The sequence below is a fragment of the Acinetobacter sp. YH12239 genome (assembly GCF_013417635.1).
Taxonomy (GTDB): Bacteria; Pseudomonadota; Gammaproteobacteria; order Pseudomonadales; family Moraxellaceae; genus Acinetobacter.
This window is the reverse complement of the sequence record NZ_VPDP01000009.1, coordinates 48,814-74,178: the sequence shown is the minus strand read 5'-3', so window position 1 is coordinate 74,178 and position 25,365 is coordinate 48,814. Positions and strand designations below refer to the sequence as shown.

General features: G+C 38.7%; 17 protein-coding genes. 9 read left to right on the top strand and 8 right to left on the bottom strand.

The genetic code is table 11. From position 1 onward, the window contains the following. Positions 1-28: 28 nt before the first annotated feature. Positions 29-574 (top strand): hypothetical protein, encoded by a 546-nt coding sequence (locus tag FTV17_RS09540; RefSeq protein WP_179999120.1) that lies wholly within the window; start codon positions 29-31, stop codon positions 572-574. A 52-nt stretch (positions 575-626) separates the two neighbouring features. Here the strand turns inward: FTV17_RS09540 and FTV17_RS09535 are convergent, their stop codons facing one another. The 4 genes from FTV17_RS09535 to msuE all read right to left on the bottom strand — a co-directional run bounded on the left by FTV17_RS09535 (position 627) and on the right by msuE (position 4,653). Next, complete coding sequence (locus FTV17_RS09535; protein WP_179999118.1) at positions 627-1,241, bottom strand: riboflavin synthase subunit alpha; 615 nt, start codon at positions 1,239-1,241, stop codon at positions 627-629. A gap of 78 nt (positions 1,242-1,319) precedes the next feature. Continuing rightward, positions 1,320-2,468, bottom strand: a complete 1,149-nt coding sequence (locus FTV17_RS09530; RefSeq protein ID WP_306669584.1) for an MFS transporter — start codon at positions 2,466-2,468, stop codon at positions 1,320-1,322. Positions 2,469-2,776: 308 nt separating this feature from the next. Continuing rightward, the gene (gene sfnG, locus FTV17_RS09525; protein ID WP_035265790.1) at positions 2,777-3,886 is read right to left on the bottom strand and encodes a dimethylsulfone monooxygenase SfnG; all 1,110 of its coding nucleotides are present in this window, start codon (positions 3,884-3,886) and stop codon (positions 2,777-2,779) included. A gap of 29 nt (positions 3,887-3,915) precedes the next feature. Continuing rightward, a complete protein-coding gene (gene msuE, locus FTV17_RS09520) occupies positions 3,916-4,653 on the bottom strand; it encodes an FMN reductase (RefSeq protein ID WP_179999114.1) in 738 nt (245 codons plus the stop codon). A gap of 376 nt (positions 4,654-5,029) precedes the next feature. On the opposite strand from msuE, the gene FTV17_RS09515 reads away from it, so the two are divergent. Next, complete coding sequence (locus FTV17_RS09515) at positions 5,030-5,680, top strand: response regulator transcription factor (RefSeq protein WP_179999112.1); 651 nt, start codon at positions 5,030-5,032, stop codon at positions 5,678-5,680. Between the two features lie 61 nt (positions 5,681-5,741). Here the strand turns inward: FTV17_RS09515 and FTV17_RS09510 are convergent, their stop codons facing one another. Together FTV17_RS09510 and FTV17_RS09505 are read right to left on the bottom strand one after the other, a co-directional pair. Beyond that, positions 5,742-6,509, bottom strand: coding sequence for a hypothetical protein (locus FTV17_RS09510; protein ID WP_179999110.1), 768 nt, complete (start codon positions 6,507-6,509; stop codon positions 5,742-5,744). Positions 6,510-6,933: 424 nt separating this feature from the next. Further along, positions 6,934-10,425, bottom strand: a complete 3,492-nt coding sequence (locus FTV17_RS09505; RefSeq protein ID WP_179999108.1) for a PAS domain-containing hybrid sensor histidine kinase/response regulator — start codon at positions 10,423-10,425, stop codon at positions 6,934-6,936. A gap of 183 nt (positions 10,426-10,608) precedes the next feature. On the opposite strand from FTV17_RS09505, the gene FTV17_RS09500 reads away from it, so the two are divergent. From FTV17_RS09500 to betT, 4 genes are all read left to right on the top strand, one after another. Beyond that, a complete protein-coding gene (locus FTV17_RS09500) occupies positions 10,609-10,941 on the top strand; it encodes a DUF485 domain-containing protein (protein WP_035265779.1) in 333 nt (110 codons plus the stop codon). Position 10,942: 1 nt separating this feature from the next. After that, positions 10,943-12,649, top strand: a complete 1,707-nt coding sequence (locus FTV17_RS09495; protein ID WP_179999106.1) for a cation acetate symporter — start codon at positions 10,943-10,945, stop codon at positions 12,647-12,649. Between the two features lie 131 nt (positions 12,650-12,780). Continuing rightward, on the top strand, positions 12,781-13,470 hold the full coding sequence (locus FTV17_RS09490; protein WP_179999104.1) for an ion channel: 690 nt from the start codon (positions 12,781-12,783) through the stop codon (positions 13,468-13,470). 226 nt (positions 13,471-13,696) lie between these two features. Next, positions 13,697-15,667 carry a choline BCCT transporter BetT gene (gene betT / locus FTV17_RS09485; RefSeq protein WP_179999102.1) on the top strand — a complete coding sequence of 657 codons (1,971 nt, stop codon included), beginning with the start codon at positions 13,697-13,699 and terminating at the stop codon, positions 15,665-15,667. Positions 15,668-15,730: 63 nt separating this feature from the next. On the opposite strand, the gene omp33-36 is transcribed toward betT, so the two are convergent. Beyond that, complete coding sequence (gene omp33-36, locus FTV17_RS09480) at positions 15,731-16,678, bottom strand: porin Omp33-36 (protein ID WP_035265773.1); 948 nt, start codon at positions 16,676-16,678, stop codon at positions 15,731-15,733. Between the two features lie 848 nt (positions 16,679-17,526). Here omp33-36 and blaOXA point away from each other — a divergent pair. The 3 genes from blaOXA (at position 17,527) to FTV17_RS09465 (ending at position 22,383) form a co-directional block, all read left to right on the top strand. Then, positions 17,527-18,393: a class D beta-lactamase gene (gene blaOXA, locus FTV17_RS09475; protein ID WP_179999100.1), complete on the top strand. Its 867-nt coding sequence runs from the start codon at positions 17,527-17,529 to the stop codon at positions 18,391-18,393. Positions 18,394-18,881: 488 nt separating this feature from the next. Beyond that, positions 18,882-20,588 carry a GGDEF domain-containing protein gene (locus FTV17_RS09470; RefSeq protein ID WP_179999098.1) on the top strand — a complete coding sequence of 569 codons (1,707 nt, stop codon included), beginning with the start codon at positions 18,882-18,884 and terminating at the stop codon, positions 20,586-20,588. Positions 20,589-20,649: 61 nt separating this feature from the next. Then, positions 20,650-22,383 (top strand): KAP family P-loop domain protein, encoded by a 1,734-nt coding sequence (locus FTV17_RS09465; protein WP_179999096.1) that lies wholly within the window; start codon positions 20,650-20,652, stop codon positions 22,381-22,383. Positions 22,384-22,411: 28 nt separating this feature from the next. Here FTV17_RS09465 and uvrA read toward each other — a convergent pair whose 3' ends face one another. Further along, complete coding sequence (uvrA, locus tag FTV17_RS09460; RefSeq protein WP_179999094.1) at positions 22,412-25,243, bottom strand: excinuclease ABC subunit UvrA; 2,832 nt, start codon at positions 25,241-25,243, stop codon at positions 22,412-22,414. Between the last annotated feature and the right edge of the window lie 122 nt (positions 25,244-25,365).

Genomic DNA, 25,365 nt, shown 5'->3' with positions numbered 1-25,365 from the left:
TGGTTCATGAACTATATTAATAACAAAAATGAAACTTGATAAAGCTCTTTTGATGGCGTTGACTTGTTGGATGTTAATCGCATGTGAAAAAAATTATATTTATTTGACACCTAATATTACAGGCTATTTATATGATGCGGAAACAAGACAACCAATACCAAACCGAAAAGGGTTTATCAATTTTGGTTTGACAAGTCATGATATAGAAATGAAGGTGACTGATGATTATGGAATATTTTCAGCAAGGGCTTTCAGCTTAGATTATTGGTTGATTCCACCGTCATATCATTCTTATAAAGCTTTTTCAGGTGATCTATATATAGAAGTTTCAGGTTATGCCCCCAGATTTTATGATTATTCTAAGTTTGCTTTAACACAGGATTTAGGTTCCTATAGTCGGCCTTCAAAATTAGATGTTGGAAGGATTTACCTCACCCCAATGAAATTTGATGATAGGAAAAGCCCAGAATATGAAAATTGCCCAATTTCATTTGGTGATAAGTATTGTAAGGAAAACTATAGATACAATAATTTTGGTGTCTTACTTAGAAATCCTGATTCGCAAATGAAATAACAAGCGAAATCCATGAAAAGCTATCTGAGTAAGAAAGCTTCTCATAAAAATATTATCGTTGATGAATATTTTCTAAAGTATCGACAAGCGTACGTGTCATCTGATCAATTTCGTAATTGACTTGATCGCCGACTTGAACATATTTCCATGTGGTTAAGCGTAAAGTTTCTGGAATAAGATCGATTGAGATTTGATTGTTTGCACGATCAACCTGATTGACTGTCAAACTGCAGCCATTTAAACCGATAAAGCCCTTTAAGAAGAAATATTTGATATTGCCATTTGGAATTTCAAGGTCGATATGAACAGTTTCGCCATTTTTGGTTAAATGCTTTACAGTTGCAGTGCCTTCAATATGACCATATAAATTATGCCCACCATTCTCAGCACCTACTTTAGCGGAGCGTTCAATGTTGACCTCATCACCGATGTTGAGTTGACCTAAAGTGGTTAATTCAAGTGTCAGATTTGAAACATCAAAATGCACTTGACCAGCGATCAGATCAATTTGTGTAGTGGTTAAGCAAACACCATTAATAGCAACACTGGCGCCGATAAATACATCATGAAAAAGATTGAGCGCATTAGAAATAACAAAAGTCCGATATCCCTCTTTATGCTGTATATCTAATACTTTTTCTAACCCTTGCACGATACCTGTATACATAATAAACCTTTGCCTAAAAATAAATCTTAACTGCTTTTAATCCTACCTGAGATTGAAGAGATGATCATCTTACGCAGATCAATTGGTTCTAGGTAAAAAGAAAGTCAATAAACCCAGTAGTGGTAAGTATGAGCTAAAGTGAAATACCCAACGAATACCTTGATGATCTGCTACATAGCCCAAAGCTGCTGCCGCGATACCGCTGATCCCAAACATCAAACCAAACATCAAACCAGAGACCATGCCGACACGACCTGGCATCGCTTCTTGTGCATATACAACCATTGCTGAAAATGCGGAAGACATAATCAATCCAGCAAGAATCGCAAAGATACACGTCCACATCAAATTCACATGTGGCATGAGTAATGCAAAGGGTGCCATGCCAATGAAGGAAATCCAAATGACAGCTTTACGACCTATTTTGTCACCGATAGGGCCGCCAGCAAAAGTACCGATTGCTACTGCGGCTAAAAAAGCAAATAAATAAAGCTGAGCCTGTTGAATACTGACCTGAAACTTTTCGATCAAATAGAAGGTATAGTAATTTCCAATACTTGCAATGTACGTGAATTTTGCAAACATTAACGCACAGATAATCACAATTCCCTGTACAAGTTTAGAACCTTTCAACGGTGTTGATTGCTTGGCTTTTACTGCTGAAGCAGCTTGAACACCATATTGAATGGTCCATCGACTGATTCTGTAAAGCAGATAAATAGCGAAAATGGCAAATATCAAGAGCCAAGCAACTGAGGCTTGACCGTTCGGTACAATGATTGCTGCGGCCAACAGTGGCCCAACGGCAGAGCCGCTATTACCACCCACTTGAAAAGTGGATTGAGCAGTTCCGAAGCGACCGCCTGATGCTGTTCTTGCTACTCGTGAGGCTTCTGGGTGAAAGGTAGATGAGCCCACACCGATGAGTGCTGCTGAAATCAGTAAGATAGGAAAAGTCCATGCAAATGCCAGCAGAACGATACCTAGCAGTGTAACGCACATACCCAAAGGGAGGAGGTAGGGCTTAGGATGCTTATCAGTGTAGAGTCCAACCCAAGGTTGTAGAATTGATGCAGTCATTTGATAGACCAAAGAAATAATCCCAATTTGGGTAAAGCTTAAGTCAAAATTGAGTTTCAGCATGGGATAAATGGCAGGTAAGCAAGACTGGATCAGATCATGTAATCCATGCGCTAATGCAATAGCGAAAATAATATGAACCGCCATTTTATTCGCTGAAGCACCAGAGGAATTATTTGAATGTTCTATTGATTGAATTGAACCCATAAGGCTGTGCTGTCTTCATTTTTGAGGTGATTATAACCTTGCAACAGCGGAACAATGTACGATTTATTCAATTTTCGCTGTACTGTTGCTGATCAGATTATATGAACTATCCAATAAAAAGCCCCCAAGCCGAGCCTTGGGGGTTAAGTTGCTACTGCATGACGCTATTATTATAGTTATCAGGGTCAAAACAAGATTGAACAAAGCGCTGATTTCATTCAGATCGTTGTTGAATAATCGAAGACAAATTAAGCTGATTTAGCGGTGATGTGTTGTTGCTGTTCAGCTTCGAGTTTTCGAACTAAAGGCAGTACTTTTTCACCAAAATATTCAACTTCCTCTATAAAATGTAAGAAGCCAGATAAGATCAGATCCACACCAACTGATTTTAATTCAACGATACGTTCAGCAATTTGTTGCGGTGTACCGATGAGATTTGTTCTGAACCCGTCGTTGTATTGGACAAGATCTTCAAATGTTGATTTTGCCCAGTTACCTTCACCTTCTTGAGTTGCGGCACCTGCTTCACGAGTTGCATCACCAAAAGCATTGACTGCTTCTACATTTGCATTGTCAATGATTTCTTGAAGTACAGCTTTTGCTTCCTCTTCAGTATCACGAGCAATGATAAAGGCATTCACCCCAATTTTGACTTGATGGTGATTCAGCTTAGCTTTTTCACGGATGTCATCAATCTGCTTTTTAATTTCAGCAGGCGTGTTTCCATTGGTGAAATACCAATCAGAAACACGAGATGCCATATCACGTGCGGCACGCGAGCTACCCCCTTGGAAAATTTCAATATGTGGGCTTTGAACAGGTTTTGGCTTCAAGGTGTAGTCTTTAAATTGATAATATTTTCCATCAAAACTAAAGTTATCCTGCGTCCAAATGCCTTTTAAGCTACGAATAAACTCTTCTGAACGTGCATATCGTTGATCGTGTTCAGGCCATTCTTCACCGATGGCATCAAATTCACCACGGAACCATCCGCTGACGACATTAATAGCGATACGTCCATTGGTTAAATGGTCAATTGTCGCGAGCTGTTTAGCCGCCAGCGCGGGTTTCCAAGGGCCTGGTAAAATTGCTGCGATCACACGTAACTTTTCAGTTTTTGCCAATAAGCCATGACTAAAGCTTACAGATTCATGCTGATTTTCCGCGCCGTATCCTGCCGTGAATCGAATCTGTGTCAAGGCATATTCAAATCCACTTTTTTCAGCAGCTTGCGCGAGTCGAACATTGTAGTCGTAGCTCCAGTCAGTTCGTTGCTCAACATTACTGACAACAAGACCACCACTGACATTTGGAACCCAATAGGCAAATTTAATCGCTTGTTTTTCTGCATTAGACATGGCTTATACCCTCATTGATTCAATTATATTTATGCCACTTCAATTTTTGGGGCAGCATTATTCTTGTGATGCAAGCGTGACTCTGCTGCATCTAAACTTGGTACTGCTGCTGAAGGCAATACTTCTTCTTGTTCGATTTGTTTGTTAATGCCCAAGTTCTGATTGGCTTGTTGGGTTTTATCTTTCACAACCTCAGCACGTTTACCTTTGGCTGGTGCCCACTCTAAAATTGGTAAAGCACGAGCAATGGCTAAGGTAATGCGCGCACGTAATAGTTCACTGTGAATGGTGTATTCAGGCGTAAAATCACGATCAGTTGCATAAACGCCAATTGGCAAAGTCTGTGCTTGGAAGAAGCTAAATAAAGGACGCAATTGATGCTCAAGTACTAAGGCATGGCGATCACTGCCCCCTGATGCAGCTAGTAATACAGGCACATCAACCAGCGCAGTTTGTTCTACAAAGTCAAAGAAATGTTTAAATAAACCTGTGAAAGATGCGCGATATACAGGCGTTCCCACAATCAATGCGTCCGCGGCTTCAACAGCAGCAAGATCATCTTGAACACGTTGCGGCAGCTGATTGCGATAAATGGCACCACCTAATAAATGACCGATTTCGCTAAATTTAATAAAATGCACATGAATTGGTGTTGCTTCACTTAACTCATCTAAAATCGCTTGAACAAGCGCTTCAGTTTTTGAAGGATTATTTAAACCGCCAGAGACAGCGACGATATTTAATGGTTTTTGTTGAGCAGTAGACATAGTACAAACCTAAAAATTTAAAATTAATCTCGGATGCACTATTTATGTGGATTAATGCTTATTCTGTAAAATAACCAAAACAAGAATAAATATCATTTTTGCGTATATAGCGGGAATTTAATCTTCTTAAGATATAAATTAGTGATAAATAACTGAATAAACTTATATTTATGATTATGAATAAGCTATTTCAGTATTTGAATAAATTTTATATTTAAAAGTGATGTGCTTATCGAATTTTCAAAATTACATAAAAAAATCGCGTTTGTAAGATTTAGCCCGACATTTTCTGCAAAAATTCGTTAATATTTATATATCCTTAACAGCTATAGCACAGTTAGTATATTGATTGTGTTTGAGATCTCTCGCCTCGCTTATGAATATTTTAATCGTTGATGATCATCCACTGTTTCGTCATGCTTTAATTCAAGCAGTTCGTTACAGCTTACCGCAAGCCCAAATCCATGAAACAGCTGCTGTTAATGAATTTTATGAACGTTTAGAAAAAGGTCCTGAACCAGATTTAGTGCTTTTAGATTTGAATCTTCCAGGTGCATCAGGCTTCTCAGCGTTGGTGCATGTGCGTGCACAGTATCCATCGTTACCAATTATTGTCGTATCGGCACATGAAGAAGTTTCAATTATTCAACGCTCGATTGCACATGGTGCAATGGGCTATATTCCAAAATCAGCGCATCCGAGTCACATTGGTGAAGCGATTCGTCAGGTATTAGAAGGGGATATGTGGTTACCACCAAACCTGCCTGCGAATTTAAACTTTGATTCACGTGCTGCAGATGAAACAGCTTTAGCAGAACGTATTCAATCTCTAACACCACAACAATTCCGAGTGTTAATGATGGTTGCGGAAGGTTTGTTGAATAAACAGATCGCATACGAACTTGATGTTTCTGAAGCAACGATTAAAGCGCATGTGACCGCGATTTTCCGTAAATTAGGCGTTCAAAATCGTACTCAGGCTGTATTAGCGATTAATGCATTAAACATCGAAGAAAAACGTGTTTAATTGATTCTTAGATTTGAAAAAAAGACCTAATCAAAGGTCTTTTTTTCGATGTGTATCTACTTTAGGCTAAACAGTCCTGTTTAGGTGTTAACTCATTACAATATAGAGGATTGAGTGCACATTGAAGTTCATCAATTTGATCTTGTGTTACATAGCCCTTGCGTTTTAAATATTCTGCAACGCGATCATCTCTAAGACTTAAAAAAGCGGCATCATAAACTTTCAGATCAACAAAGAGTGCAGCCGTTTCAAGTCCATTAAAACGATCTAAAAACACCTCATTGCCATACATGAGAAAAATATGATCGAAATCTACATATGCATCGATGCCTAATTGTTCTGCGAGTGCAAGCGGCGGTGTTTTGATAAAAAGTAAATCTGAAATTTCATCAAACTGCGTGGTATCAAGCGTATTTTCACCAGTTTTCACTTTACCAAGCCAAGCTTTAAAGACCAAAACTGCGCCACCACGCAACAACATACTCCACACTTGATGACGCGTATGTTCATCTAAATCTCGGCATTCTGATGCTAAACGTTGAATAAGTTGATTTTCTTGTTGTGCCAATTTATCAAATAAACCTAAGCCTTGAGGGTGATAAGCTGCTGGTGTAAATACATCAAATTTTAATTGTTCAAAAACCTGTAAAGCCAAAGGTACTGCAGTTTGGTAAATCTGTTCCAAGGCACGTACATGTACATTTTTTAGGGATGTAGATGGAAAAATTTCTTGCCACTTGATTTCAGGCAAAATTGCATTGGCACCATATTGGCGATGAAATTCGTGATTACGATCTAAACCATGTGGCATAGCTTCTGAAATGTTCATTGCAAGACTCCATTTGATACTTTTATTCTCGAGAAAATTTGAGGCACTTTGATTGCTTTAATCGAAAGAAGATGTGCTGATGGCTAGATTTAGAATTATGTTGATTGCAATAAGAATAAGACTAAAGTATTAATTTTTATTTGATGAGTAAATTTGTCATCTAAAAACATGATGTTAGTAAACTTGTAACTATTTGTTTTAAATGATCTTTCAACTTTTGATGTGTTTTGCCATAGAAAATCGGACTTTGATTTTTTTGGTCAATTGCCAACGCGCTCTTTAGCTTTATTTTGTTCTCTTTTGCCACCTCTAAAGCTAAGGTTTGCCAATCATTGTAAAGTATGGTGTAAATATGTATAAAAATCACCCAGCTCTTCTTGGAAAAACTGGGTGATGAATGTATCAAAATATAACTATTCAAATCTTATTTTGAAATTTTTAAACCTGATAACCATGAACGTAGTGAGGCAGGTTTGAGAGGTTTTTTCAGTAGGACAATATTCAGCTCTTTGAGTCGTTGAGGAAGCTCAGGATCTGAATCAGCTGTAATCAATGCCACAGGTACATTTTCTTGACGATGGTCTACAATAAAATCTAATCCTATTTTATTTGAATTCAGGTGTTGATCGACCAACCAAACTTGAATGTTCTCTTGTTGGATAATCTCAAGCGCTTGTTCAGGTTCTGTGGCTTTAAACACTTGATAACCCCACTTAGTAAGCAAAGTTGCCATGCCTTCTAAAATAGTTTCATCATTGTCTAAACATAAAATTTTATACGCTGCAGATTTTAATGGTGTGGCTTGAACTGGTGCGGTCACAACCTTTGGTGCATCGATGAGTGGGACTTCAATCATAAAACATGAACCCTTACCCAACTCGGAATACACATGCACAGGATAACCCAACATACTGGTCATTCTCTGAACGATGGCGAGTCCAAGACCTAAACCTTGTTCACCCCATGGCGAGGTATGTCCGCAACGTTCAAACTCTTGGAAGAGTTTAATACGTTGTTGTTCAGCAATCCCTGGACCAGTATCCCAAACACCAATACGAATATGATTCGCTCTTTCTGCTGAACGTAACACCCCAACAATTACACGACCTTTTGCTGTGTATCTTAGGGCATTACTGACAAAGTTTTGAATAATACGGCGAATCCATTGAGGATCTGTATCAATCCAGAACTTCACGTCATGCACTCGGAAGGAGATCGCTCGTTGTGCTGCAATTGATTTAAATTGTAGTTCTAAGTCACTCAATAGGTCATGTAATGGATAGGCTTGTCGTTTAGGTTGTATTGTTCCACCTTCTAAACGTGCAATGTCTAATAATGCAGAAAGCATACTCTCTGCACCATGTAAGGCGCGATCGAGTTGCTGCAGCGTTTTAGCATCTTCTTCATTTTGAATGCTTTGTTCTAATGCCGTACTGAACAAGCGTGCAGCGTGCATAGGTTGAAGTAAATCATGGCTTGCGGCAGCAATGAATCGACTTTTTGACATATTGGCTTTGTCAGCTTGTTCACGTGCCAATTGTTGTTCTGCCAAGGCATTGGCAAGTTGTTGAGTACGATCTTGAACGCGTCCTTCAAGTAATGCTTCAGTTTCTCGGAATGCCGTAATATCAGCAAATGTCGTCACGAAGCCACCGCCTTCTATTGGATTTCCTCGCATTTGGATAACACGACCATCTTTTCGAATACGTTCGAACTCATGAGCGCTACCTACTTTCATCCAATGAATACGTTTACGTACGTGCTCTTCAACGGAACCAGGTCCACATTCACCGCGCTCTGCGTTGTATCGGATCAAGTCTGCAATTGGGCAGCCCACATATACCAAATCTTTTGGATAATCGAATAAAACGAGATATTGATTATTCCATGCGACTAAACACATGTTTTCATCGACAACACTTACCCCTTGGGTCATGTGGTCGATCATGGTCATAATTAGATTTTGGTTAAAGCGTTGCCATTGTGATGCTTGGTCTAGAATATTAGCGACCTGTCCAAGTGCTAATCCATTGTTAACCATGGCTGTAGTGAGTAGGGTACGTGCCGATGCAGCTCCAATCGTGCCAGCAAGATATTGTTCAGTGAAACGCCACCACATCCCATTGGCACTGCTGTTTTCGTTTAATATCACATTATTGGATAAGCAGAATTGATTAAACGCATGCATGGTCGGACCTTCACCCGTAATCCGTTTGGCAAGCGTGATCAGGTCACCCACTTTTAATCGTGCGACATCATGATGTAAATAATTAACTTCATTTGAGGTTTGTTGCGTTTGTAGGGGTTTTGTTTCGTAATAGAAGAAACTTTCTGCCTGTATTTGCTCAGCAATACTTGGACGATAAATTCGTGAGATCCAGATGTAGAGCACGATATTTAAGCCAAGTGACCAAATTACACCATGTGTTAATGGCGCAAATGATTCAAAACCAAGTAATGCTTCAGGCTTTAATAAGTCAAATCCCAGAGGTCCAAACATCAGAAACGAATAGGTAAATTGATAATATTCATCTGGTAAACTTCTTAAAATTGTTGGTAAGAGCAGTGTGTAACTCCACATTACAAAACCAACGATGAGACCTGCATAGACCCCTTGTTTACTTCCACCTCGCCAGTACAAACCGCCAATAAGTGCAGGTGCAAACTGTGCTACAGCACTAAATGCCAAAAGACCAAATACTGAAAGCTGATCAATGTCATTAAAGAAATGGAAGAATAAGAATCCAAGCAGCATGACTGCCAAAATACATACGCGACGTGTGAATTTCAGCATTCGAGGTAAACGCTTGTCATGACGCGAAATCCAACCCAAGCGCCATAGCGCAGGCATAATCAAGTCGTTACTGAGCATGATTGAGAGTGCGACTGAAGAGACTAAAAGCATACCCGTTGATGCCGAAAATCCTCCAAGGAATGCTAAGAGCGTCAGCCATTCTTGGTTATAGCTCAAAGGCAGTGACAGCACGGCAACATCAGGGACTGCCATGTATTCTGGTGCAGCATGAAGTGCCCAACTCGCAATCGGAATAATCGCGACAATGGTTAAAATGATATAAGCGGCAAACCATCTGCGCGCACCACGAATATGTTTTTCATCACGTAATTCAACTACAGCAACATGAAACTGGCGTGGCAAACATATAATCGCTAATGCTGCTAAAAGTGTTTGAATCCAGAAGGTATCTGGCACGCCCATCAGTTGAATTTCATGGAAGGTTTTGGATACGTCTGCGGAAACTTGAATGAGGTTTTCGGGGCGGTCAAATAAAAAGAAAAAAGCGACACAGAGGAGTGCGAATAATTTAACAAAGGATTCAAAAGCGACTGCCAGCATTAACCCACCATGCTGTTCGGTATTGGCAATCTGACGTGTACCAAACATCATAGCCAAAATTGCGAGAACCCCTGTAAGTGCAAGAACACCATTGGTGGTCAGATTCATCACTTCTGAATCTTGTTGTAACATCACGGATGCACTGAGTGCAATGGCTCTCAGTTGTAAGGCAAGATAAGGAATGATGGCGATCACTGCTAAAATGGTGACGAGTGAGGCGAGAGGTCCGCTTTTGCCATAACGTGCTGCCACAAAGTCAGCAATTGAGGAAATAGCATGGTGCTGACGTACTCGACCTAAGCGACGCCAAATATCATAACCAAACCAGACAAACAGAAGTGGGCCTAAGTAGATTGGAAGGAAAATGATCCCTTCACGAACAGCAGCACCCGTTGCGCCGTAGAATGTCCAAGACGAACAGTACACGCCTAAGGTCAAACTAAACAATAACATACGTCCACGTGGGCTGAGCCGACTGGCATGTTTTTCACCAAAAAAGGCGCAAATAAAAAGGATGAGGATGTAGAGGGTGAGTACCCCAATAATCAACCAACTGTTCATAGGACTTACACTTGAGAATCTCGTGTAATGATAACGCATCCATGAACTGTCACGTTCAAATTGATCAAAATTTAGCGACCAAAGTCTAAATTACAATCAATGCAAAATCTTGCTAATTTAAAAATCGGAATAATTTAAATAAAAAAAATGACCTACGGTTGGGTCTCATATGGAGTCTTGTTTATGGATGAGAGACAAGTAGAGCAAATTCTACAGAATCCCAAATTCAAAGAAATGGTCAAAAAGAAAAGCACACTGAGCTGGACATTGACAGGCATTATGCTGTTCGTCTACGTTGGTTTTATGCTTTTAGTTGGCTATAACAAAGAGTTTTTATTGTCATCGCTTTCAGGTGGTGTAACCACTTGGGGTATCCCTCTAGGATTAGGCATCATCGTGCTGTCTTTCTTGTTATGTGGTGTGTATTCGTACATTGCCAACAACAAGCTCGATCAATTAAACGAAGAAGCTATGCGCGAAGTTGAAGCCATCACTCATGAGAAGGGACTACACTAAGATGAAATGGAATTCTTTACTCACATTTGCAGGGACTGCAATGTTATCTGGATTGGCATTCGCAGGTCCTGATTTAGGTGCAGCAGAACAACAAGCAACAAATTGGCCTGCGATTATCATGTTCTTGATTTTCGTCGGTGCAACGCTGGGGATCACCAAATGGGCGGCTAAACAAACCACGAACACCAAAGATTTCTATACCGCAGGCGGTGGAATTTCTGGTTTCCAAAATGGTTTAGCCATTGCTGGTGACTATATGTCCGCAGCATCGTTCCTTGGTATTTCTGCGATGGTTTTCCTGTCAGGTTTCGATGGCTTACTCTATTCACTTGGTTTCATGGTGGGTTGGCCAATCGTACTTTTCTTAGTAGCAGAGCGTTTACGTAACTTGGGTAAATATAATTTATCTGACGTTGTATCATTCCGTTTACAAGAAAAACCTGTACGTACACTGGCAGCGTTAAGCTCGCTTGTTGTTGTTGCATTCTACTTGATTGCCCAAATGGTCGGTGCTGGTCAGTTGATTAAGCTTCTGTTTGGCTTGAACTATAACATTGCTGTTGTCATCGTCGGTCTGCTCATGATGGCATACGTTATGTTTGGCGGTATGTTGGCGACAACATGGGTGCAAATCATTAAGGCAGTGATGTTGTTGTCAGGCGCTACCTTCATGGCATTTATGGTGATGAAAGGCGTTGGCTTTAGCTTCACCAATATGTTCGAGCAATCGATTCAAGTCTTCTCTAAAGTACATGATTTAACCTTAGATGATGCAACCAAAATCATGGGACCAGGTAGTCTGGCATCAAACCCAATTGATGCGATTTCTCTTGGTTTAGCATTGATGTTTGGTACAGCTGGTTTACCACATATCCTCATGCGTTTCTTCACAGTAAAAGATGCGAAAGAAGCACGTAAATCAGTTGTTGTTGCAACAGGCTTTATCGGTTACTTCTATCTTTTAACTTTCATCATTGGTTTCGGTGCGATTCTGTATGTATCGAACAACCCACAATTCCTTGATATTGCGAAAATGGCAGTAACTGGCAAGCTAGAGCTTGTTGGTGGTAATAACATGGCTGCGGTTCACTTGTCTGATGCTTTAGGCGGTGACTTGTTCATGGGCTTCATTTCAGCGGTTGCATTTGCCACGATTCTCGCAGTTGTTGCAGGTTTAACGTTGTCAGGTGCTTCAGCAATTTCACATGACTTATATGCGAACGTATTGAAGAAAGGACAAACTACACCTGAATCTGAACTTCGTATGTCTAAAATCGCGACTTTAGGTCTTGCGATCTTTGCGATGATCTTGGGTATCTTGTTCGAGAAACAAAACGTTGCCTTCATGGTAGGTTTAGCATTCTCTGTTGCTGCATGTGCAAACTTCCCAGTGCTTGTACTTTCAATGTTCTGGAAAGGTTTAACAACGCGTGGTGCAGTTGCCGGTGGTGTTGTTGGATTAGTTTTAGCGGTTGTACTCATCGTACTTTCTAAAGCAGTTTGGGTAGATACGCTTGGTATTTCTGATACACCAATTAATCCATATAACGGTCCTGCATTATTTGCGATGCCTTTAGCATTCTTCTTCTGCTGGTTGTTCTCTGTGACAGACAATTCTGCACAAGCGCAAGCAGAACGTAAAGCATTTGATGCACAGTTTGTACGCTCACAAACAGGTATTGGTATTTCTGGTGCGTCAGACCACTAAGCTATACTGATGATGATAAAAAGCCCCTTTAAGGGGCTTTTTCTTTACCAAATTTCTATTTTAAATGACATACAATCCATCAACTGTCCGCTATGCTGTCATTCAAAACAATAAAAATAGCTGGAGTTGAGATGAGTTTAATATTCCGCGCGATACGTGATCTCGTACGTTTACCATCCGCGTGTCTACTGATTTTACAGCTGCTGATTTTATTCCTCGCAGTGGTATCAAGTCATGATTTGGCTTATCGCTCCATGACTTGGATTCTCGGCGCTTTAGTCCTTCTTATTATTGCTAAAGTCATCAAAATGACCCCAATTTTTAGTGCTGTAGGTTTATTTGGGGTACTAGGGGCTCTCATTTTTTCTTTCTTGATTCTGATTGGATATCATCAAGCTTATATTCAAATTACAGCGCATGTATTTGAAGTTATCGCGTATACGACAGCGGCTTATGGTTTAGTTCGATATATGTTCGAAGACCGCTATTTGACCAAAGATGAATTATTTGCGGCAGCAGCTGTTTTTACTTTAATTGCATGGAGCTTCGCATTTTTATATAGCATCTGCCAGCTATATGACCCACTGAGTTTTAGCATAACGCCTGAACAATCTGTTCAACATAGTTGGTTAGATTTGTTGTTTCTCAGTTTTAGTATTCAGTCGGCAACAGGTCTTTCAGATATTATGCCCTTGAGTCCGCTAGCGAGACTGATTGCCATGATTCAAATGTTTAGTGGAGTCATGTATCTGGCTTTGATTGTTTCGCGTTTAATTGCATTGCAATACATTGCTCATTTGCCAAAGCATCAGGATGATTAAAACAGAACGTTACATCTTGCTAACGGCATTCATCTGCAAAATCATGAATAATAAGTACTTAGATCAAAAAACAGTCTCCGATGCTCTATATTGAGCCGATTTTTCTATGCCGTCTTTGATGAAACTAACTCGGCTTTGTATGAGGTTGAGGATAAATGATCTCATTTCATATAGCGTTTTATCCAGTTTGAAGCGTTTCACCGAAAAATAAATATATAGGGGAATTATGTCTTCTCAGCATCCTTCATGGTATTCAAATGTGAATCCACGTGTTTTTATCAGCACGGTACTCATTATTTTTGTATTTTTGGCCACTGTGGTGTTATCTCCTAATGGTTTTGAATTAGTTACTCAGCAACTGAACCAATGGATTACGGATTCTTTTAGTTGGTTTTATGTTTTAGCAGTTGCCATATTTCTGATCGTGCTGGCTTATATCGCAATTTCTGACTACGGCAAAATCAGGCTCGGTCCAGATCATAGCCAACCGAGTTACAGTAATGGCTCTTGGTTTGCAATGCTCTTTACCGCAGGTATGGGGATTGGCTTGATGTTTTTTGGGGTAGCAGAACCTGTAATGCATTATGTCTCTCCACCAGTCGGTGATGGAGAAACGGTTATGGCAGCGCAGCAAGCGATGCGAGTGACTTTCTTCCACTGGGGACTTCATGCATGGGGAATCTATGCATTGATTGGATTGTCCTTGGCCTATTTTGCTTATCGACATCAATTGCCTTTAAAAGTACGTTCCGCGCTTTATCCGATCATTGGAAAAAAAATTCATGGTCCAATGGGGGATGCCGTAGACACATTTGCCACGATTGGAACAGTATTTGGTGTGGCGACAACGTTGGGTTTTGGTGTAACGCAAATTAACTCAGGCTTGAATTATTTATTTGATGTTCCTCAATCAGCAAGTACTCAAGTGATACTGATCATTATCGTCAGTTCATTGGCATCATTGTCCGTTTTTCTAGGTTTAGAAAAAGGAATTAAACGGTTGTCTGAGTTGAATTTGGTATTGGCAATAAGTTTATTGCTCTTTGTATTCTTCGCGAGTTCTACCATTTATCTTTTGCAAACCACAATTCAGAACATGGGTCAGTATGTTTCTAATCTCTTTACCATGACATTTAATTTATATGCTTATCAACCGAATGGTTGGATTGGTGGTTGGACGATCATGTATTGGGCATGGTGGATCTCGTGGTCACCATTTGTCGGGATGTTTATCGCACGTGTGTCTCACGGAAGAACTATTCGAGAGTTTATCGTTGGAGTTATGTTGATTCCTACTGGATTTACACTCATTTGGATGGGCTTTATGGGGAATGCTGCGCTCTTCAGTATTATGCAAGAAGGCAATCAAGCACTGATGCTAGCCGTACAGAAAGATTCTTCCGTTGCATTATTTGAATTTTTAAATAGCTTACCACTCGCTTCAATGATGAGTGTAGTAGCAACATCGCTGGTTATTTTATTCTTTGTCACTTCAGCGGATTCAGGTGCATTAGTTACAGACTATTTGACGGCTAAAGGTGAAGATTCACCGACATGGCAACGACTTTTTTGGACGGTGCTTATGGCGGTATTGGCAATTGTATTGTTATTGGTCGGTGGGCTTGGTGCTTTACAATCTGCGACTATCATGAGTGCATTGCCATTCTCCGTCATTATGCTCTTTATTTGTTGGGGATTACTCAAAGCCTTAAAAGTAGATTTAATTAAAATGAATGCTTTGCAAGAAGCGAGAATTACACCTCGAGCAATTCATCAACCACGGAGTTGGCAAAAACGCTTAGGATTGATTATGCACTATCCTCATTCTAAGGAAGAGGTTGATGTATTTATTGAATCTCAAGTATATCAAGCATTAGAGCAAGTGCAGAAAGAGTTCAAGAGAAGACAGTTTAAGGTTAGTGTAAATCGATTGGGTGAAGGAATAGAGTTGAGGGTAGATCATCATGACGAGTTGAATTTTGTATATCAAGTGATGTCACAAAGAACAACGCCACCGAGCTTTATGCCAGATACAATGGTGAATGAGCAGGATTATTATCAGGCGGAAGTGTTTTTAAGAGATGGTGGACAGGCCTATGATGTAATGGACTGGACACAAGAAGACTTAATTCAAGATGTCATTGATCAATACGAAAGACATTTACATTTCTTAAGTGTAATTCGTAGCCCTGAGTAAATAGTGAATGATGAAAAAAGGACGCATTATGCGTCCTTTTTTGATTCTGTATCTAATAATTTATTAGAAACGGAATTTAGCATTTAAGCCAACAGTTTCAGTATCACGGCTAGAACCATTTTCAGCGTTAGCATTTACATAACTTGCACCAACAGCTACAGCTGGAGTGATGAAGTAGTTTACGTTAGCACCGATAGCTGAGCTTGGAGTGTCATTAAAGCTTGATTCAGTATAAGAAACGCCTGCGCTTAACTGTGGATTGAAGTAAAGGTCAGATTTTAATTGGTAAAGTGTATCTTCACCGTATACTAAACCAGCTTCAAAGCCAACAGACATATTTGTATCAGTGATGCCGCCTACATATTTAGTACGAGCTGTGATCGCATCTTGATCTTCAGCAATAGTACCTGTTTCAAGTGCTGAGAATACGCTGCCGTTGTTGATTGCTTTAAAGACATCAAAAGAGTATTGATCAGCAACGCTTGTATAACCTACAGCAACTAAGAAGTTTGGAAGTAACATTGCACCAAGTTCTAAAGCATAACGATCGCCGTTACCATCTGCTAATTTAGCAACTTGTGGGTGGTTTAATGGGTTGTTTGCAGTGAAGTCATTTTTAGCATCAGTTTTTGAATGGCTATATGACGCGCTTGCATATAAAGGAATAAGTTTAGTTGGGATGTAAGCTTCAGCTTTAGCACCGTAGTTATGTTGTTCTGCTTTAACTTCTTCATTAATACCGTAAGCAGGTACTTTAACATCAGCAGAATATTCACCGAAGTTATAAGCTACAGATACATTAGATGCCTGATTTAAGAAAGCAGCTTCAGCTAAAGGACCTTTAGTTGAGTCAACATTCTTGAAGTAATAAGTACCTTGTACAGAACCAGTGTAGTTATCATTGTTTAATGAGTCATCAAAGTACTCAGCAGCCCCTTGTACTTCAACTTGATATGCGTGTGCCCCAGTCATTGCTACTAATAAAGCAGTGGCTAAACTAATTTTTTTCATAATAGTTACCAAATAAATGTCGAATGAATATGCAGTAAATATTGTATTGTAACAATGTATTAAGTCAATGATCTTTAAGGTAATAGTCTGCTGGTCTAAATTTATTTTGTGTGTTATGTCTTGATACAAGAAGATTAAGAACATGAATTTTTGAACATTTTATTCAAAAATAACAATGTGATAAGGAGATTTTCAAGATCGATTAAGCTTAAAAAATTGCATCGAAATTATACAAAAAAAAGATTATTAGAATCGGATAAAACGTATAAAGAAAATGTTAATTTACATGAAATTTAAGATTTTCGTTTAATTTTAACTCATTTGAAAATAATTAATGTGACTTTTTTCACCTAATTGACAGTAAAGTGTTAGGTCGATTAGGAATTTCAAAGGGTTACGATGTTTGTAATTTAAGTTAATTTTCACATAATTACATGCTTTTTAACTAAGTTTTTTTTTATATTTAAATAAATTGAGTTTTACCTTTTAGATTTACTAAATATTATAGTGGTTATTTCTCTTAAATGCCCAGCTTTCCCCAAGGCTGGATTTTTTTAACTTATATTTATTTGCACCATTATAGTGCATAATTTGGGTGTATTCTTTATCAATACTGAGCAAAAAAAAACCTAGTTTTCATAGAAAACTAGGTTTTTTCGCCAAAACTTGAGGGAAATACAGAAATTCTGCTGAGGTATATTTCTATCTCGCCCTAATGTGGGGCATTATGCACCAGCATATTGCACATGTAAATATTATTTTTAAAAAAAGTGTTAAAAATAGACAAAAAATTTGCAAATAAACTGTCAAAATTGAATCAAATACATTGGTCAAATTGGGAGATTGAATTGAAAGGAATCTATGTTGCTGCACTAGTTTTTACTTCTGTTTTTTTATCAGCCTGTCAGGCCTTAGACCACATTAATCCGAGAACAAAAGCATACGATTTGAAAGAAGATACAATGCTGAATAACTATGAATCAAAGAATCAGCATCATATCAAGACCCTATTTAATCAGCAAAATATTCAAGGTGTATTTATCACCTATGATGGCGAACACGTTAAAACCTATGGTTCTGATCGAACAAGAGCAAAAGAAAATTTTATCCCTGCATCTACTTTTAAAATAGTGAATGCTCTGATTGGATTAGAACATCATAAATCAACTCGGTATGAAGTGTTTAAATGGGATGGAAATAAGCGTTCATTTGATAGTTGGCAACGTGATTTTACACTTGGTGAGGCCTTACAAGCTTCTGTTGTACCTATGTATCAAGCCTTAGCACACCGTATTGGACCAACATTGATGCAACAGGAATTAAGTCGAATTCAGTATGGAAATGCAAAAGTCGGGGATGAGATAGATCAATTTTGGTTAAAAGGTCCTCTAGAGATTACACCTGATCAACAAGTTAAATTTGTTTATAGATTGGCACAGTTGTCATTGCCGTTTCGTAGAGATGTACAACAAGATGTAAGAGACATGATGTATGTCGAATCACGTGGTGCGAATAAGCTATATGCCAAAAGTGGTTGGGGAATGGATATTGAGCCTCAGGTGGGCTGGTATGTGGGTTTTGTAGAACAAGCCAGCGGTCAAGTCACTGCCTTTGCATTAAATTTAGAAATGAAAAATGGTGATAAAATTCAGCAACGGAAGGAAATCACTTTAGATATTTTAGATCGACTCGGTTTATTTCATTATTTACGTTAAAAGTCACATAAAAGATAAAAAAAACCCAGCCGATTGGGATGGCTGGGCTGAAAAAGGATGTTCTATATGTGGGAGAAACATCCGAGGGTAGAGCAAAATTCATTGAGCAAATCTGATATGAATCAGTGTCTTTGCGATGTAAGTATTATGGTTTAAAGGATGAAGTTTGTATAATGATTAAATATTATGCGCGTGATCTATTTTTTCGATGCTGATTAAGTGATCAAAATAATCATCTGATTTTAAGTCAAAAAAAGTAAATACTGCGAAATATATCACTTGTATATTGGTGGAAAAATAATTTAAATATTAAACAAAAAAAATTTACGGCATTACAATAGTGTGATATTTATCACATTGTCTATTAAATAAAAACTTGTGCTTTAAGTGCTTTTTAAGCATGGTTATATTGTAAAATATAACCAAGTTCAAAGAAACTTTATAAATCTCACCGCTTCATACGGTCTTTTATTTTAGAGGTAGTTTGGATGTTAAAATCACATTCCGAGCAAATTGGTCGCCGCCTATTTGTGTTCGTGATGATTATCGTCTTATCTATCCTCTGTATTTCAATCCCATTGGTCATTAGCCATTATCGCGAATATCAGAAATCACAAACAGCATTGATTGAAATTGAAAATCTTCGAGCTGTTGCTGCTCTAGCGAATCGTATTTCACGCGAGCGTGGCCCTGCGAACATGGCAATGTCGAGTTCACAAGAAGAGTTTGAAAAAAATAAACAAGCGCTTATTGAGTATCGCGCGGGAGTAGATGAACAAATTAAGGTCTCGATTCATCGATTAGATCAGTCTGGATATGATGGGTTAGAAGAGTACGTCGCTCAATACCTAAATCCAAAATTAGCGGAAGGTCGCAAACAAGTCGATCACTATATTTCGTTGCCATTTGCAGAGCGTACGTCTGAAGCTTTAGATCAAGCTATTCTTACAATGTTTAATGCGTGGGATAGCAGTCATGATTTACTGAAGAAACTGGTAATTCAGTCTAAAAGTAAAGACAGTTCGATGGGGCATTATTACACCATGATTTTGGTGTTGGCTGATTTGCGAGATCAGGCTGGACGTGTTGCTTCAAATGTAACTGCACATGTGACATTTCAGCAGCCGTTACCAAGTGACAATATTGCACGCGCATTACAAACGCAAAAACAAGTTCGCTATTTGTGGGATTTAGTGAATACTATCCAACCTGAACGCCATCGTACAGCTGAATTCGCTCAATTACACCAAGAGGTGAAAACTCAGTTTATTGATCAGGGCTTACCCATCATCATGCGATTAATTGATGAAAGCCGAAAGGGACAACCTTATTTTTTATCAGGGACTGAATTAAGTGTAGCTGTATCTGGTAAATTCTTAACAGTTATCGATTTACAAGACTATTTGCTCAATAAGAGCGTTGAAATCGCAAAGTCAGAAAAAGATGCGAATCAACTTAATTTTATACTCACATTGATTGTCTCTTTAATTTCACTATTGGCTGCTTTATTTACGATGATTTATGTCCAACGTATAGTTATTTCGCCGCTTATTATGGTGAGAGATAAATTAGTTGAATTGTCGTATGCCAATGCTTTGGTCGATAGTCATTTTATAGAAGATCAGCAGAAGCAAGTACATTCATTACATGAAGCGATGCAAAAACTTCAGAAGATGTTGCATCAACGTGATGAATTTGAGTTTGAATTAAAAAATATTGCCAATACCGATAAATTAACAGGTGTTTCAAATCGTTTTGCTTTAGAAGCCTATACCAAACTTATGGAAGCTCAGCCTAATAAGTTTACCCAAACGTGTTTGATGATTGTAGATATTGATTATTTTAAACAGGTTAATGATCAATATGGTCATGTGGCAGGGGATCAAGTCATTCAGCAGGTGGCAAATTGTTTAAGTCATAATGTTCGATCAACCGATTTAGTCGTTCGCTTTGGTGGTGATGAATTTTTGGTGTTGATTGAAAATTTAGACCTTGAACATGGTTTACGTGCTGCAGAAAAGATGCGTAAGGGTATTGGTGATTTACAATTTACAGATGAGCAAGGTCAATCATTTACGGTTTCGATCAGTGTGGGTGTTGCGGTAGGTGCTGATTCTTGGAAAGCATTATTTGCTAAGGCAGACCAAGCCTTGTTTAAAGCCAAAGCAGCAGGGCGGAATACAGTGTCGAGCTGATTGTTTTTTATTTCTTTTTTATTTATAAGTATATAAAAAAAAGCATGAAGTATTTTAGGCAATGAATATTCAACAAGAACAAAGTTTAGAAACTATTTTTAAAGAGAATCAAAATAAAGGAATCGCAATTGCGATTACGGGATGTTGGGGTGTGGGAAAGACTTATAGTTGGGATAGATTTATCAAAAAAAGAGCTGAACACGAAGAAAATGAAATAAAGCAAAAGCCAAGTTATGAAAGAAAGAATAAAGACAAAATATTTAGTAAAAAATACGCATATGTATCTTTATTTGGAATAGAGAGTCTCTCAGATCTCAAAGCTGCTATTTCAACGAATATGAGTAGTAATTATTTTAATAAAGAGTCCTCTCAGAATTTTGAGATTCCTACTTTTATAAAGAAAGGATTATCAGCACTTCGTGATGTAAAAATGAGTGGAAGTAGTGAAGGATTTAGTATCAATTCATCAGCTAAAATTTTTGAAGCGGTTCTATATTCCCAAGTCAAAGATGCAATTATCTGCTTTGATGACTTTGAACGAATGTCTAAAAAGTTAGATATAAAAGATGTAATGGGTCTAGCAAATCAGCTTAAATTAGAGCGAAATTGCCAAGTTATATTGATTTTAGATGAAACAAAAAATGAAGATGACAATCAAAAAAAATATGCTGAATACAAAGAAAAATTGATTGATGAAACAATCAAAATTAATTCTGTTGAACCTTTACTTCGTGAAAAAACAAAAGAGCTAGATGAGCCATTAGTAGATTTAATGGTAAATTTTGCAAACGAATTAGAAATTCATAATTTTCGATTTTTAAAAAAAGTCATCAAACTTTATAAAAAATTTAGAGAGCAATTACCGCAAGAAGTCGCTGACTCAACAAAAAAGATTATTCTTATTCGTGTTCTACAAGGATATTTTATTGAAGATTTTGGTAAGAAATATGAGTTTGAATGGGAAGATACAAGGCTGGTTATTGAAGAAAAGCAGGTAGGTTGGTCTGAGAGAAAACGTAAAACATATCAAACATTAAAGTCACTAGATTACAAACTTATTCATTCTGATGAGTGGTTCATGGAATTTAAAAAATGGTTTGATCAAAAAGGAGAGCCAAATTGGACTTTATTACATGACCTAGCAAACTCCACGATGATTTCTGAAGAAAATAATAGAATTAAAGATGATTTTCATAAGTTGTGTGAAGAGTTTTGGGGGCTTCAAGCACAGAAGGACTTCCCAAAAAAATTTTATAAAGCAACTAAAGCAGTAGTTGGCTTGGAAACTATTCATAATTTAAGTTTTGCTTTAAAAATTTTAGAATTGTTTAATGAGGATATTACATCCTTAGAGAAAAATATTTGCGAATGGATCAAAGAACAAAAGAATAAAGATCGCCAAAGTTTTTATAATATTCAAGACGATGAAATAAGACCTATCTTTAAAGAATTAATTTTAAATCATCGACCTTCTAAAGAGGAATTACCACAATTGATAGATGCAATTTTTCAAATTTATGTAAATGAAGCTTGGAATGATAGAGATGAATTAGCAATTGAATACGCTAGTAAAGAACAGTGGGAAAAACTTCTTTTTGAAGAAATAAATATAGATGTAAGATTTCAAAATATAAATAGTAGTTATTTGATAAAAAAAATTTTTGATAGAAAACGTAATTTATTAGTAGAACATAAAATTAGAGAGTTTATTACCGAAATATATAAAGAAAAAGCAGAGAAAGAACCTTTCTATGCAGAGTACATGAATTATCTGATTTCAAGATTAGACAATTAAAAAAGGGCTCTTTTGAGCCCTTTCTAAATCATTTAAGCATCGGCTTTAAGAATCTCGCCGTATGCGAAACCTTATTTTTCGCTACTTCTTCAGGTGTCCCTTCAGCAATAATCATACCGCCACCAGAACCACCTTCAGGACCTAAGTCCACAATCCAGTCGGCAGTTTTAATGACATCTAAATTATGCTCAATCACCACAATGGTATTACCCTTATTGCGTAGCTCATGAAGAATATCCAAAAGTTTCGCAATATCGTGGAAATGTAAACCTGTGGTTGGCTCATCAAGCACATACAGGGTTTTACCCGTATCACGTTTGGCAAGTTCACGCGCAAGCTTCACACGCTGTGCTTCACCACCTGAAAGTGTGGTTGCCGACTGACCTAAACGGATATAGCCCAAACCAACTTGATGTAAAGTTTCTAAACGACGGTGAATGACAGGAATCGCATCAAAGAAATGCATGGCGTCTTCAACCGTCATCTCTAACACGTCAGAAATGTTTTTACCTTTATAGCCGACTTCCAAAGTTTCACGGTTATAACGCTTGCCGTGGCAGGCATCGCATGGCACATACATATCCGGTAAAAAATGCATCGCCACTTTAATCATACCGTCGCCTTCACAGGCTTCACAGCGACCACCTTTCACGTTAAACGAGAAACGACCTGCGGCATACCCACGTGCTTTGGCTTCTGGGGTTTGTGCAAACAATTCACGAATAGGCGTGAATAAACCTGTATAAGTTGCAGGGTTTGAGCGCGGTGTACGTCCAATTGGGCTTTGGTCAATATCCACGACTTTATCGAGGAATTGTAAGCCATCAATCGAATCAAATTTTTCTGCCGTTAACGTGGTTGCACCATTCAATTGTGTTGCTGCAAGTGGCAATAAAGTACGGTTAATTAAAGTCGATTTACCTGAACCCGATACACCCGTGACACAGGTCATCACACCTAAAGGAATGGTGAGATCAACATTCTTTAAGTTGTGACCACATGCACCCATCAGCTTAATTTGCTCATCAGGTTTAGGTGGTTGTACACGCGTTTTCGGCACCTCAATTTTTAACTTACCTGAAAGGTATTTGCCGGTCAGAGAATCCTCATTGGCTGCCAATTCATCATAAGTCCCCTCGGCAATGACATGACCACCATGCACACCTGCACCAGGACCAATATCAATAATATGATCGGCTGCGCGAATGGCATCTTCATCATGCTCTACCACTAAGACAGTGTTACCGAGATCACGTAAACGAACCAAAGTCTCAAGCAAACGGTCATTATCACGTTGATGCAAGCCAATTGATGGTTCATCCAGCACATACATGACGCCCATAAGACCTGCACCAATTTGCGAAGCCAAACGGATACGCTGTGCTTCACCACCAGATAAGGTTTCGGCAGAACGAGATAGACTTAAATAGTTCAAGCCGACTGATACAAGGAAGTGCAAACGCTCACGAATTTCTTTAAAAATCTTATCGGCAATTTCACCTTTGGCGCCTTCAAGATTGAGATCTTGATAGTAGCTTTCGGCATCGCCAATCGACATTTTGGTGATTTCGGCAATGGTTTTGTCTTTGACACGCACATGACGTGAAATTTCATTGAGACGTGAACCGCCACAAGCGTCACATGCAGCATTCGATAAATATTGAGCTAAATCATCACGCACATAGTTTGATTCAGTTTCACGGTAACGACGTTCTAAATGTGGTAAAACCCCTTCGAAAGCCATCACACGGTTATGACGGCGACCACGTTCATCGATATAGCTTAAGTCAATTTTTTCTTTGCCTGTACCGTAAAGGAATTTCTTTTTGGTATCCGCATCAAGTTCATTCCACGGCGTATCAAGAGAGAAGTCGAAGTGTGCAGCGACTTTTTCAATCATGCTGTAATAGTATGGACGCTGACGATCCCAACCACGAATTGCCCCTTGGCTAATGCTGACTTCAGGGTTTGAAATGAGTTTGTCAGAACTAAAATGGCTGCGTGTCCCTAAACCATCACAGACTGGGCAAGCACCAAATGGGTTGTTAAAAGAAAACAGACGAGGTTCTAATTCGGCAACGGCACGGTCACATTCAGGACATGAGTGTTTTGCTGAAAACACACGATCAGATTGTTCGCCTTTCATCCATGACAAAATCGCAATATCACCACCTAAACGCAGTGCGGTTTCAAAACTTTCTGCAATACGGTTGCCTAGGTCATCGCGGACTTTAAAACGATCGACCACGACTTCAATGGTATGTTTTTTCTTCTTATCCAGTTCAGGCGGTGGATCAATTTCCATGATTTCACCGTCTACACGTGCACGGACGAAACCTTGGCTTTGTAATTGCTCAAATAAATTGGTGTATTCACCTTTGCGCTCACGTACAACAGGAGCAAGTAACAATAAAGCAGTACCTTCTTCAAGTGCTTTAACCGCATCAACCATTTCCGACACGGTTTGTGCCACCATCGGCAAGTCATGCTCAGGGCAGTAGGGTGTACCCACTCGAGCATACAACAAACGTAAATAGTCATAAATTTCAGTAATCGTACCGACCGTTGAACGTGGGTTATGACTGGTTGATTTCTGCTCGATGGCAATAGCTGGGCTTAAACCTTCAATCGAATCGACTTCAGGTTTTTCCATTTGTGACAGGAATTGGCGTGCATAGGCAGATAAAGATTCAACATAGCGACGTTGACCTTCTGCATATAAGGTGTCGAAAGCCAGTGAAGATTTACCTGAACCTGAAAGTCCCGTAATCACCACGAATTTATCGCGTGGAATATCAAGGTTCACATTTTTTAAGTTATGGGTGCGTGCGCCTCGAATACGGATATGACTTTGGCTCATAAAACATCTCGAAAATATGCTGAGTGAAGGTGATATATGATAGCGATTTAATTTTGTTCAAGCACAAATGAAAAATAAAACACGACAAATTATGTCGGTAAAATTTCATTGAACAGCAAAAG